9 protein-coding genes are annotated in these 14,303 nt (G+C 38.6%); 1 reads left to right on the forward strand and 8 read right to left on the reverse strand.

Annotation, left to right across the window (positions count from 1 at the left end; translation table 11 throughout):
- Positions 1–3: 3 nt before the first annotated feature.
- From QNI15_RS34470 to secA, 8 genes are all read right to left on the reverse strand, one after another.
- Complete coding sequence (locus tag QNI15_RS34470) at positions 4–1,164, reverse strand: glycosyltransferase family 2 protein (protein WP_313999296.1); 1,161 nt, start codon at positions 1,162–1,164, stop codon at positions 4–6.
- Between the two features lie 143 nt (positions 1,165–1,307).
- Positions 1,308–1,688 carry a co-chaperone GroES gene (locus QNI15_RS34475; RefSeq protein ID WP_313999298.1) on the reverse strand — a complete coding sequence of 127 codons (381 nt, stop codon included), beginning with the start codon at positions 1,686–1,688 and terminating at the stop codon, positions 1,308–1,310.
- Between the two features lie 160 nt (positions 1,689–1,848).
- Positions 1,849–2,961 carry a GDP-mannose 4,6-dehydratase gene (gene gmd / locus QNI15_RS34480; RefSeq protein WP_313999300.1) on the reverse strand — a complete coding sequence of 371 codons (1,113 nt, stop codon included), beginning with the start codon at positions 2,959–2,961 and terminating at the stop codon, positions 1,849–1,851.
- A gap of 230 nt (positions 2,962–3,191) precedes the next feature.
- Positions 3,192–4,295 (reverse strand): carbohydrate-binding family 9-like protein, encoded by a 1,104-nt coding sequence (locus QNI15_RS34485; RefSeq protein WP_314036384.1) that lies wholly within the window; start codon positions 4,293–4,295, stop codon positions 3,192–3,194.
- Positions 4,296–4,393: 98 nt separating this feature from the next.
- The gene (locus QNI15_RS34490) at positions 4,394–6,508 is read right to left on the reverse strand and encodes a glycoside hydrolase family 3 N-terminal domain-containing protein (RefSeq protein WP_314036386.1); all 2,115 of its coding nucleotides are present in this window, start codon (positions 6,506–6,508) and stop codon (positions 4,394–4,396) included.
- Positions 6,509–6,691: 183 nt separating this feature from the next.
- The gene (locus QNI15_RS34495; RefSeq protein WP_314036388.1) at positions 6,692–8,935 is read right to left on the reverse strand and encodes a GH92 family glycosyl hydrolase; all 2,244 of its coding nucleotides are present in this window, start codon (positions 8,933–8,935) and stop codon (positions 6,692–6,694) included.
- 278 nt (positions 8,936–9,213) lie between these two features.
- Positions 9,214–9,747 (reverse strand): SPOR domain-containing protein, encoded by a 534-nt coding sequence (locus tag QNI15_RS34500; protein WP_313999310.1) that lies wholly within the window; start codon positions 9,745–9,747, stop codon positions 9,214–9,216.
- 141 nt (positions 9,748–9,888) lie between these two features.
- Positions 9,889–13,257 carry a preprotein translocase subunit SecA gene (gene secA / locus QNI15_RS34505; protein ID WP_313999312.1) on the reverse strand — a complete coding sequence of 1,123 codons (3,369 nt, stop codon included), beginning with the start codon at positions 13,255–13,257 and terminating at the stop codon, positions 9,889–9,891.
- Between the two features lie 509 nt (positions 13,258–13,766).
- Here secA and QNI15_RS34510 point away from each other — a divergent pair.
- Positions 13,767–14,276: a (2Fe-2S)-binding protein gene (locus QNI15_RS34510; RefSeq protein ID WP_313988010.1), complete on the forward strand. Its 510-nt coding sequence runs from the start codon at positions 13,767–13,769 to the stop codon at positions 14,274–14,276.
- The last annotated feature ends 27 nt before the right edge of the window (positions 14,277–14,303 follow it).

Genomic DNA, 14,303 nt, shown 5'->3' on the forward strand with positions numbered 1-14,303 from the left:
TAACTATGGTTTGGTCTTCAGACCTAGAATACTATAGAAGAAACTATATAAAACTATCTGAACACCTATTATAGACAATGTGACAGCAGGAATAGCTAAACGAAAAGTCTTTGCAGGATTTACTAAATCTCCAAAATCATTATAAACCCATACCCTAAATAACTGAACACTTAAAAATATCCCAGATATAATCAAGATAAGCCCAGCAAAAACACCTCTCTCTAAAGTGAATATATCTAGTAAGCTTACAGGAAAAGAGCGCTCAGGTAGTAAACCTTCTCTGACTGCAAACACGCTTGCAAAATAATAAAAGGTGATACACTGAAAACCAATAAATATCATGGAGCAGCTATATAGTAAAGTATGTATATCAAACCTTACACCACCAATAATAACAGGATTTAAAGTAAGAATAACAGATAGCAGTACTCCAACTAACAATAAAGAAAACCCCGGAATCAGAAACAACCATCGAGGGCTATAGAGCAAAAAGAAACGTAAACTTCGCCATCCATCCCTCCAGGTCCTTAAATGTGGTGGACGATTTCGTCCATCAGGATATAGCTTTGTTGGAACTTCTGTTACATTCAATTCATTAAGTCCAGCTTTAACCACCATTTCCAATGCAAACTCCATCCCTGTGGTCTTTAAATTCATATCTAAAACAGAATCTCGTTTAAACCCTCTTAAACCACAATAAAAATCTCTTGTATTAGATCTGAAGAAAAGTCTTCCTATAAAAGAAAGACCAGGATTACCTAAATAACGATGTAAAAAAGGCATTGCATCTTTCTCTATACCACCTTCAAAGCGATTGCCCATTACCAAATCATATCCTTCGCGTAATCTTCTCACAAAAGATTCCAAAGAGGAAAAGTCATAGCTATTATCTGAATCTCCCATGATAATATATTTTCCACGTGCCATCTCTATCCCTCCTCTCAATGCAGCGCCATAACCTTTAGTAGAAATAGCAACGACCTGAGCCCCATTCCTGATAGCAATTTCTTGAGACCCATCAGTACTACCATTATCTGCAATAATCACTTCTCCAACAATCTGGTAATCTATTAAGAATTTTTGCGCTTTCTGAACACATATTTCTAATGTTTCTGCTTCATTCAAACAGGGCATTAGAATTGTTAATTCAATCTCCTGACTCATAAATGTGGTACTATTGAGTAAGCCTAAATAATAAATAAAAGTCATAAAAAAATCCCGATATAAAATATATCAGGATAGCCTAAAAGATATTCAGAGCTGGAACTTAAATTGATATATGTGCAATTTTACTTATTTAGGGAAAACTAATCAAACAAATCTTCAGTACGTTCTAACATCAGTATGGAAGATTGAGGAACAATTACATATTTCTCATCCTGATATACAACTTCAATAGCGTTGCGCTGCAGATAAATAGCTACATCTCCTTCCTGAGCCTGCAAAGGAAGATATTTGATTTTCTCATCTGTTTGTTTCCATGGCTCATCTTCTGCAACAGCCGGAATAGGATAACCAGGGCCTACTTTTATAACATATCCACTCTGTACATCTTCTTTCTCCTGAACAGTTGGAGGTAAATATAATCCACTAGTTGTTCTGTCTGTTGGGCTTTTGGGCTTAATTAATACCCGATCCCCAACAATTATAAGCTTTTTTAATTGATTACTGGCAGTTACTTCCATCATAGACAATAGCAAGAGATTAATAAAAACAGTTTGCTTGGTTATTCATTACAATTACAAAAATCAGACAAGACTAATAGATGTGTCAGAATGGCAGAAAAACAATCAGGCTTATCTGCATGCAGATAAGCCTGATTAAAGAAATACAATCTTATAGATTATCTTATTCGTGGTAGTTCAATACACGATGACCTTCAGAAGCTAATAGTTGATCACGTTTGAACAATGCAATATCAGCATCCATCATATCTTTTACCAAGGCAGGTAGATCATATTTCAGTTTCCAGCCTAATTTTTCTTTTGCTTTTGTAGGATCTCCTAACAAAAGATCTACTTCTGTAGGACGGAAATACTTAGCATCAATGGCAACTATTTCTTTGCCAATTGGCAGTTGATATTCAGGATTAGAGCAAGATGCTACATAGGCTTTCTCATCAATACCTTCTCCTCTGAAATCCAGTTCAATACCCACTTCTGCAAATGCCATACGTACGAAATCACGAATGCGGGTAGTCACACCTGTTGCGATAACAAAGTCTTCAGGCTTCTCTTGTTGTAAGATCAACCACATTGCCTCTACATAATCTTTAGCATGTCCCCAGTCACGTTGTGCATCCAGGTTACCTAGATATAATTTATCCTGGAACCCTAAGGCAATACGAGCAGCGGCACGTGTAATCTTACGTGTTACGAATGTTTCACCACGTAATGGAGACTCGTGGTTAAATAAAATACCATTACAAGCATACATATCATATGCTTCACGATAGTTTACTGTAATCCAGTAACCATACAATTTAGCAACAGCATAAGGAGAACGAGGATAGAAAGGTGTTTCTTCAGATTGAGCATGTCCTTGTACACCTCCATATAATTCAGAAGTAGACGCCTGATAGATTTTGGTTTTTTTAGTCAGACCCAGTAACCGAACTGCTTCTAGGATACGTAATGTCCCAATTCCATCTACTTGAGCAGTATATTCAGGTTCGTCAAAACTTACACGAACATGAGACATGGCCCCCAAGTTATAGATCTCATCTGGCTGAATTTCCTGGATGATACGGATTACGTTTGTTGAATCGCTCAGGTCTCCGTAATGTAATTTAAACCGTACACCTTTTTCATGTGGATCCTGATACAAATGATCAATACGTTCCGTATTAAAAAGAGAGCTTCTTCTTTTAATACCATGAACCTCATACCCTTTGCTTAGCAATAACTCGGCTAGGTAAGCGCCGTCTTGTCCTGTAATACCTGTAATAAGAGCTTTTTTCATAGAAATTAATAAATTACTTCCGATTGAAGAGTGCAAATATGATAATTAAAATATTGACATTCAATTTTATGGACAAAATCTTCCAAAACATTACACCAATTCTGCTATCATCACATGCTTATTAATCAGTAAAGTATAAGAAAGGTAAATGCTCATTCTGAATTTTATCAAAATAAATTAAGTACAATCTGAAAAAACATGCACAGTTTTATTTCCGGACACTTCCCAATTTAATGTGTCTGTGGAATTTTTTGGACAAATCCATCCTGATTGATACACCACAGGACTTTATCTTGTCCCTGAATTTTACCTATAAACTGATGAGTAGTAGCCTCTATAAATATATTATTGATTTGCTTATCAATTATCACCTGACTAGACGTAAACTGTAAATCAGATACATGAGCTGCATATTTCCCATATTTCTCATGATATTGTTTTTGCCGATAATATATCAGCCACAGGTAATGCTTTTGTTGTTCGGAATATGGTAAAACAATCGAACCAGAGGATATTGTATGTACGAACTGCAAATAACCCCATCTTTCCGGGTAATGCATATTAATCACTCCCTGTGGTGACCAGACCCAGTTATGCTCTGGAAGATTTCGTCCATTAGCATCCTTACGTTTTACATATTTCCCATTCTGAATATCTGTATCCCACTCTACACGTGAAAAGTTTATACGCCATAAAGTGCCATGCTCAGGTACAGTCCGATTATTTCCAATTGTAAGGGCCCAAAATGGAATAGCCATTTCAACCGTCCACCCTTTGTCTATATCCGCAGGATTATTTAACGTCCCATTTACCTTCACAGCAGAACGCAGTTTGTCTACATGCCAGGAAATCATGGCATCGCCTCCATTACGATAAGGTTTTGGTAAAAGTAAATCAAAAATTGTATTTATTGCGTTTACCTCTATCTCAAAATAGTGATGTGTATCTTGGTCTGGATCAATGAACACCTCAAAATCATTGTCATAATAAACAATTTCATCATGTTGCTTTAATGTTGCCCATACATGTGGTTCGTCTAGTTCTGCTGCAATGAACAAAGCAGAATCAGACCATACCATTTTTACACGGGTTGTCCAAACAGGCTTGGGTCGTTTGTCACCTTCTATATCTGTAAACTGCTCTGTCCATGATACTGATTGCCATGCAGGATCATTGATATCTCCATCAATCACAGGTTTCCTGGCAGTATAAATAGCCTGATACTGTTTGGGTGTAGTAAAAAGATGTTCTAGTCCAGCAAATGTAGTTTGCCCATACAAAGAGCTCACTTTAAGTCCACTAACGAGAACTAGAGCTAAAAGTTTCTTAATCATATATTTATGTTGCTCGATTTATGTATATAGTAATGAAAAAAAAGAAAGAGTGAAATCTTTTCAGAGATCACTCTTTCTTTCTATTGCACCAACTTGACTTATTTTATTTTAATAGTTACAGACAATTTATCATCCTGTGAATGACTACCCAATACGATTTTATAATTACCACTATATACCTTCCATTGTCCTTTTTGCAAATCCCATTTACGCAGTTCACTTACAGGTATCTTGAATGTTACATTCTGTTCTCCATTTTTTGTCACAGTAACCCGCTGAAAACCTTTTAGTTCTTTCAATGGCATCCGTTCAATACCTGGATATTGGATATATGCCTGTACTACCTCATCTGCATCTATTGTCCCGGTATTCTTTACAGTAACTGTAAATTCCAGTACATCCTTTGCAGAGTAAACAGCTTTAGGCACTTTACCCCAGTTATAAGCAAAAGAAGTATAGCTCAATCCAAAGCCAAATGGGTATTGTACCTGTCCGCTAAAATATCGGTATGTTTTTCCTTTCATAACATAGCTGTCATAGGCAGTAAGGTCAGAAAGTGATTTATAGAAAGTAACTGGTAAATGGCCTGAAGGAGATATCTTTCCAAATAAAATATCAGCCAATGCATTTCCTCCCTGTTCACCAGGATACCACGCCAGAACAATAGCATCTGCATATGGCTCAATAGCTGCAATATCTATTGCACTACCTGCTGTAATTACAGCAACTATTGGTTTATTGTGACGTTTGCGGAGCGCTTTCAGAAAAGCAATATGACTGGCAGGCAAACTCATATTTACTCGATCTCCACCACTAGCCGCAAGGAAAGCGTCTCCTTCTTCACCTTCTAATACAGGTGTTAATCCAAGTACGGCAATAGATAAATCACTATTTTCCGCTGCCCAAAGTCCACCAAAACGTGTTGTATCCGTATAGTCACATCCCTGATCATATTGTACACCTACTCCAGGACCGGCAGCATCAGTAATTCCTTCTACAAAAGTCACTGTATTTTTAGATACCCCATGATAATTGGCAACCAATGCGTCCAATGATGCCGCATTAGGTCCCAGAATCATAATACTATTATACTGTGATTGTTTTAATGGGAGAACTCCCTTGCTATTCTTCAAAAGGACCATACTCTGTTGTGCCATCTTTCTTGCCAGAGCTACATGTTCTGGAGAACGAACACTTTCAGCACCCAGGTTGCTATAGGGAACCAGAGAAGGATCATCAAAGAAACCCAGTTTAAACTGTGTACGTAAAGCAGGTGCCAGAGCTGAATCAATATCAGCAGCAGTAAGCAATCCCTCTTTAATTGCCTGTAATGCATCTTTTTGCAGGATATTAGAACAATCCAGATTGATACCTGCTTTGATTGCAGCTGCAGCTACTTCTACCGGGCCTTTCATAACCTTATGTCTCGACCAAATATCATCTAAAGCACCACAATCTGTTACCTTATGTCCCTGAAAATGCCATTCCTTTATAAGGATGTCGTTTAGTAAAGTATTACTTGTACAACAAGGTTCATTATTCACTCTGTTGTAACCACACATAATAGACTCAACCTTTGCATCAACCAATTTATTAAACGCATACAAATACGTTTCTCGTAAATCTTTTTCATCTACCACTGCATTAAATGAATGTCTGCCGGCTTCCGGACCGCTATGCACTGCAAAGTGTTTGGCGCAGGCTGATGTTTTCAGATAACGAGGATCATCTCCCTGCAGTCCTTTGATAAAGGCAACTCCCATCTGTGAAGTTAGGAAAGGATCTTCGCCATAGGTTTCCTGTCCTCTTCCCCATCGTGGATCACGAAATATATTGATATTGGGAGACCAGAATGTCAAACCCATATATTGAATACGACGATTCTGTTGCAAAGACAAGTTATACTTGGCTCTTGCCTCCGTAGAAATAGCTGAAGAAATATCTTTCAACAACTGATCGTTAAAAGATGCCGCCATACCAATAGCCTGAGGAAAAATAGTAGCTTCACCTGCCCTTGCAACTCCATGCAATGCTTCATTCCACCAGTTATAGGCAGGAATATTTAAACGAGTTATTTCCGGACTACGATATCCTAGAAGAGAAATCTTTTCTTCCAGAGTCAGTTGTTTTAACAAATCCTGAGTACGAACAGCTAAGGTTTGTTTACTATCTCTGAAAAGGGGTGTCTGCTGTGCATAAGACATTGAAGTCATACAACACAATAGAAGCAACAGCTTGTAAGCCTGATGTTTAATAAAAAGCATTTATACTATTGATTTGAAAGAAAATAGAAGAATACTATGTGATGTGGTATATCCGGAATGAGAACAGGTATTCTCCATAATTTTTGGTTTGTAAACCACTAACTATGGAGAATACTAAGTAACGAATAATCTTCATTCTGGCAGTGAACGAGCCCAGTTTTCCTTAGCAACACCCCATGTCTTGCTAGGTTTGCTGCCCATCTCAATAACTAATTCACCCCCTTTTATCATATCTTTATGTAAAAGATATGATTGAGGATAAGATGTGCCATTCAGAGTCATACGCTGAATGTATAGATTCTGTGGACCATTGTTTTTGATCTGTATATGAAATGTTTTATTCTCTCCAACAGTTAAACGGACATCATCAAATACAGGGCTTCCCATCACGTAGGCTCCATTTGCAGGATTGGCAGAGTAAAATCCTAGGGAAGACAATACATACCAGGCAGACATCTGGCCCACATCTTCATTACCTGATAATCCATCAGGCTTTTCAGTGTATAAGTTATCCAGAATATATCGAACTTTCTCAGCGGTCTTCCAAGGTTGGCCTACATAAGCATACATATAGGTAATATGATGACTAGGTTCATTGCCATGTGCATATAAACCAATCAATCCGGTAATATCATTGGAAGCTTCATTTCCCATATCACCTTTGATCACAAATAATGAGTCCAGCTTATCAGTGAATTTCTTTTCGCCACCCATTAACTGAACCAGTCCTTCTACATCGTGTGGCACCAACCATGTATATTGCCAGGAATTACCTTCTGCAAAATCATCTTTCATGTGTCGGGTAATAAAAGGACTAAAAGGAGTACGCCATTCAGTATCCGAGATACGACCTCTTACAAAGCGGATTGCAGGATCAAAATAGTTTTTGTAGTTAGCACCTCGTCTGCTGAAATACTGATAATCTTCTTCCTTACCCAACATTTTAGCAACCTGTGCAATACTCCAGTCATCAATAGAATATTCCATCCCTTTGGACACACTTTCTAACTCAGCATTGGCGGGTATATACCCTTGTTTCTTTACATAGTTCAGTCCACGTTCATCCAGCATAGCAGAAGCTTTCATCGCTTCAAAGGCCAGATTTACATCAAATCCATTAAATCCTTTCAGACAGGCATCCGCAATTACGGGAATAGCACTATTACCAGGCATGGTATTGGTTTCGTTTCCCATCAAATGCCATACAGGTAATTTTCCCTGTTGTTGATAAATAGCCAACATGCTATTCACCATATCATTTACCCGCTGAGGTTGTACAAGAGTAAATAGAGGATTGGCTCCTCGATATGTATCCCAGAGAGAAAAGGTTGTCAGATTGGTAAATGGTGCACTCCTATAAATCTGTTTATCTGTACCCCTGTAGTCCCCATTGTGGTCATTAAAGGTAGAGGGAGCTATCATAGTGTGATACAATGCTGTGTAAAATATCTTCAGTCGTTTGGTATCGTTTGACTGGACAGCAACTTTATTTAATTCTTTGTTCCAGGCAGCTTTTGCATTATTTACTACTTTTGTAAAATTCCAGTGTGGCAATTCGGTTTGAATATTAGCCAGTGCATTGTCTGCACTTACAGGAGAAATACCGACCTTCACATGTACTATTTCATTTTCAGTAGTAGCAAAGCTAACCACACCTTTGATTCGATTGCCATCAGCCATAGTCCCTTTAACAGGTGTCTGATCGTTATATAAATCAAACTGCTTAATTGGCTTCGAGAAGATTATTGTAAAAAACAAACGTTGATCGGGTGCCCAGCCTTTGGAATTTCGAAAACCAATCAAAGTAGAGTCATTCAACTTTTCTAGTCGTGTAACAGTAGCCAGATCCCAACCAATACCTTCTTTCAAGTCAATTACCAAGTGTGCATCTGAAGACTTTGGAAAAGTGTATTGATGAAAACCAACTCGTTCTGTAGCAGTTAGTTCAGCCTTGATACCATATCTTTTCAGTAGGACAGAATAATATCCCGGCTTAGCTATTTCATCACTATGAGAGAACAAGGATGAATATCCACTGTTCAAATCTTTGGGTGTACCTTTGGTAACCTTTACATTTCCGGTAGTAGGCATGATTAGTACATCCCCCAGATCTCCTATCCCAGTACCACTCAGATGAGTATGAGCAAAACCAATAATAACTGAATCAGAGTAATGATATCCGGAACACCAGTCCCAGCCCTCAGAAATCTGAGTAGGCCCTAATTGTACAGCCCCGAAAGGCACATTGGCGCCCAGAAATACATGCCCATGGAAACCAGTACCAATATAAGGGTCAACATATGTGGTGAGATCGTTTTGTTCTGCAGAAGAAGCAGAAGAGTTCTTGACGTAAGCACTTTTGCATGCTACAATCATCCCCAGGCAAATACACCATAGGGTAACTTTAAGAGAAGAGCAGGTCATACACGAAAGTCAAACAATGAGAATTATGAAGCGATAAAAATAATAAAATATTTTACGAAGAGATTCTACAATAAAAAATATTTTACTTTTAGATAGAACTCCCAATAATAATTGGTGACATGCCGAATATAAAAAATAGAAGCCTTGTTATATAACAAGGCTTCTATTTTTTATACCATCCTTCTACCCGTTATCACACTTATGCGAACAATTTCTACTTTCTGTGTATTCTATCTGATCTCAATGCGTTCTGGAACAATTAATGCTGTAGGAAATTCGGCCTTCAAGGCTACATACACACGTTGTGCTTCTAGCCGATCAATAAAATCACCTACTTTTACCCGAAAATTGGGTTGCACATAGACAATATGAGGGGTAATATCTGGAAATAATGTATAGGATCGATCTCTGGCCCGGTTTGCTTCATCACTACTGTTGCCTGAATAGATTTGCACCCGATATCCTTGAGCAAACCGAATATTCTTATTTGTATTGGCAATAGTATCCAGAATTACATCCAGCTTTTGTGTAATGTCTCCAACAGGCTTACCCTTTGTGACAGGCTTACCTGGTTCGGATACAGGAGTCGCAGTACTTTTTGTTTCGTTACTTACTGTATAAACAGGCCGATAGGCAGATACATCATCCTTAAAAGACCCTACATTACTAGTTGTTTTACTAGCAGCTTTTCCTGAAACACAACTTTCGAGAATACCCACAAAAACACAAATTATTCCTAGCACAAACACACGATATGATATCATAAAAAATTGCTTAAAGACCTATTCTATATTACCAGAACTATCACTAAAGATTACAAAGAAAACACTATCTTTTCAAACGAAAAAACCTGACAGAAGTTACTTATAACTGTCAGGTTTTTATTTTACCTATAGAGATGATGATTAGTCAATCAATACACACAGATTATTACGCAGATCATCTTCTACTTTCTTAAACTTTACATCCCGTTTGATACTTCCATCCTTGTATTTGACACTTACTACATCATTTCTGTTAGGAAGCTTCTGCACCCGAATAGGATTGATCTTTTCTACGGGTAACGGTTCTTCTACAACAGGTCCACCACTATATTCAGGATTTATCGGAGAATGAAACTCTTCTTTGCTTACCTGTAGCTTAGGCTGTTGCTTACGCACAGGCTGACGAGCCTCCTGTACTTCACTGCTATCTTCCACAGGAATTTCAGCTTTCATCAGGAATGATATCACATCCCCATTTACACGCGCTACAAATTTGCGGAATAATTCAACTGCTTCAAACTTATAGATCAACAAAGGATCTTTTTGTTCAAACACTGCATTCTGAACGGATTGTTTCAAATCGTCCATATCGCGCAGGTGCTCTTTCCACTCCTGATCAATAAGAGCCAGAGTAGTAATCTTTTCCATAGCACGAATCAGTTCACGACCATCGCTCTCCACCACTTTTTTGAGATCAGCAGATACTGCAATCTGGCGGACCCCATCGGTAAATGGCACTACCACATCCTGGATATGTTGACCCCGGGTTTGATATACATCCCGTAACACAGGCATTGCTTTCTCAGCAATACGCGCTTCTTTGCTGAAATAATGCTTTTCAGCCTCAATATATAATTTGTTTGCCAGTAATTCTGCTTTCAAACGGCGGAATTCGTCGTCTGCAATAGTAGTTTCAAAGCCTAAGGTACGCAATACTTCCAGGCGGAAGTTGTCTGTATTACCTGCCGTATTTTCTACAATATTCTCACAAATAAAGTGTAAGCTATCCAGAATATCCAATTGCACCCGGTCACCAAATAAGGCATTGCGACGACGACGGTAAATAGCTTCCCGCTGATAGTTCATCACATCATCATATTCCAGTAAACGCTTACGAATACCAAAGTTATTTTCCTCTACTTTGCGTTGTGCTCTTTCAATGGATTTAGTAATCATAGAGTGCTGAATCACTTCTCCTTCTTCCAGTCCCATACGATCCATCAGTTTAGCAATCCGGTCAGAACCAAACAAACGCATTAGGTTATCTTCTAATGACACAAAGAATTGTGATGTACCTGGATCACCCTGACGACCAGCCCGACCACGTAACTGACGATCTACCCGACGAGCTTCATGACGTTCTGTACCTACAATCGCTAGTCCACCCGCAGCTTTGGACTCAGGAGTCAGTTTTATATCGGTACCACGACCAGCCATGTTAGTTGCAATGGTAACAGTACCTGGCTTACCTGCTTCAGCTACAATTTCTGCTTCGCGTTGGTGTTGCTTAGCATTTAATACCTGATGTTTGATCTTTCGGAAAGTAAGCAGACGACTCAGAATCTCAGAATTCTCAACAGAAGTAGTACCTACAAGCACAGGACGCCCTTTTTCAACGAGCCCAACAATTTCATCTACAACTGCATTATATTTCTCACGAACACTGCGATATACTTTATCTTCACGATCTTCACGGGTGATAGCACGGTTAGTTGGAATAACAACTACATCTAGTTTATAGATTTGCCAGAATTCACCTGCTTCTGTTTCCGCAGTACCTGTCATACCAGCCAATTTATGGTACATCCGGAAGTAGTTCTGTAAAGTTACAGTTGCGTATGTCTGGGTTGCTTCTTCAATCTTCACATTTTCTTTTGCTTCAATCGCCTGATGCAATCCATCAGAATAACGACGACCTTCCATGATACGACCAGTCTGCTCGTCTACGATTTTCACTTTACCTTCCTGGATAATGTACTCTACCTCATTTTCGAAAAGAGTATATGCTTTCAGCAATTGGCTAATAACGTGAATACGTTCAGATTTGGCAGAATAATCAGAAATCAATGCCTCTTTCTGCTGTAATTTCTCACTATCAGTTAAGCTGGCATTTTTCTCAATCTTACCTAACTCAATAGATAAATCGGGTAGTATAAAAAAGTGAGGATCTTCTCCTGAGCGGGTAATATAATCAATCCCTTTCTCAGTAAGCTCTACCTGATTGTTTTTCTCATCAATAGTAAATAACAACGGTTCGTCTGCTTCAGGCATCAAACGCTGGTTATCCTGCAAATAGTAGTTTTCTGTCTTTTGTAATACAGCTTTTGTTCCTTGTTCACCCAAATAGCGAATTAATGGCTTATTCTTAGGCAAACCACGGAATGCCCGGAACAACGATACTCCACCTTCTTTATCATCTCCGGCAGCAATCTTTTTCTTTGCATCATTCAGGAAATCAAGAGTGATTTTTTTCTGAGCTTCTACCAGAGAATGTACACGAGGTTTCAGATCATAAAAAATCTGTTCATCACTACGACTTACAGGACCTGCAATAATCAATGGAGTACGGGCATCATCAATCAAAACGGAGTCAACCTCATCGACCATTGCATAGTGATGTTTCCGTTGTACCAGTTCTCCTACTTCACGTGCCATGTTGTCACGCAGATAGTCAAAACCAAATTCGTTATTGGTACCATACGTAATATCTGCAGCATATGCATTGCGACGAGCCTCTGTATTTGGCTGATGCTTATCTATACAATCAATAGTTAAGCCATGAAACTCAAACAAAGGAGCCATCCACTCCGAGTCACGCTTAGCCAGATAATCGTTAACCGTTACAATATGTACACCTTTTCCAGCTAAGGCATTGAGGAATGCAGGAAATGTAGCAACTAGCGTTTTACCTTCACCGGTAGCCATCTCTGAGATTTTTCCCTGATGCAATACCACACCACCTATAATCTGTACATCATAATGTACCATATTCCACACAATCTCACTTCCTGCTGCCAGCCAACGGTTCTTCCATACAGCTTTATCTCCATTTTCAATACTTACATGAGCCTTTTTTGCCGCAATCTCGCGATCATAAGGTAGTGCCGTAACAACCAGTTCCTCATTATTTGTAAAACGACGGGCAGTCTCTTTAATTACAGCAAATGCACGTGGTAAAATTTCCAGCAAAACAACTTCCAGCTGCTTATTAACCTCTTTAGCTAACTCATCTATCTTACTAAAAATAGCTTCTTTTTCATCCAGTCCCATGGTAAAATCCTCAGCCACTCTCTGACGCAAAGATTGAATCTCATCTTCGGTAGACTTCAGTCTTTCACGGATTATATTCTTAAGCTCAAAAGTCTGCTCGCGAAGTTGATCATTCGTAAGGGAGCTAAGCTTCTCAAACTCTGCATTCACTTTTCCTATGTAAGGGGTTAGCTCCTTTACATCCCGCTCCGACTTGGTACCAAAAAATTTGGTAACGGATTTAGTTAGAAAATTCAACATATTTTATGATGTGATATGTAATTGATTCTGATTTACTGACAATAGCTGTGCCAACAACCAAATATCTGACAGGTCGACAGATATCTTTTCAATAGACACTACTGCTTATCGTCATGAATACAACAAAGGTAAAGCTTTTTTCGAAAGATTGAGAGGAAGAATCTATTGTGATTAAAATAGTAAGAATAGAATCTTCCATGAAAATTCATAATGAAACAGCATAAATCAAAGGAACTAGACCAATACAGATAACTGCAATGTTGCCAAAAGTGACAGTTTACTACACTCTCTCGTTCCAGTCATAGTGTTTTTCCAACCATTCGTGAAATATACCTGGCAATCTGTTTCATAGTTTTATCAAAAAATCTAACTTTATCTCAAAATCTCTCATAATTGAGAGCCAATCCCAAGCACTCTTGCCATGTATACATTAAGATATCACACCTCATTATCAGAAAGATAAATACAAACAAATTAATTAGTTAAGATAACATAAAACCTCTTTTCATATGGCATCATTCACACTTTCTATCAACAACCAATCGCATACGGTTGATGTAGATCCTCAAATGCCTTTATTATGGGTAATCAGAGATTTTGTTGGGCTCACCGGAACAAAATTCGGATGTGGTATGGCACTATGTGGTGCCTGCACAGTCCATTTGGATGGAAATCCTATTCGGTCATGCTCTACTCCTATATCTGTAGTTCAATCCGGTCAAAAGATTACAACCATTGAGGGTATCTCTACCAACACAGATCATCCTGTGCAACTAGCCTGGATAGAAGAGCAGGTTCCTCAATGTGGTTATTGCCAATCCGGGCAAATTATGTCAGCAGTAGCATTACTTAAAAGTAATCCCAATCCCACAGACGATGATATTGATGCCGCTATGAGCGGTAATATCTGTCGGTGTGGAACATATCCACGTATACGCAAAGCAATAAAACGAGCAGCTAAACAAGCTCAGGATAAGTCAGGCCAAACAACGCCTGTTCAAAAAACGTCTTATAAATAAGATGTAGTATTTGCTTTCTACCTTAAA

The sequence above is a fragment of the Xanthocytophaga flava genome, from assembly GCF_030068545.1.
Classification (GTDB): domain Bacteria; phylum Bacteroidota; class Bacteroidia; order Cytophagales; family 172606-1; genus Xanthocytophaga; species Xanthocytophaga flava.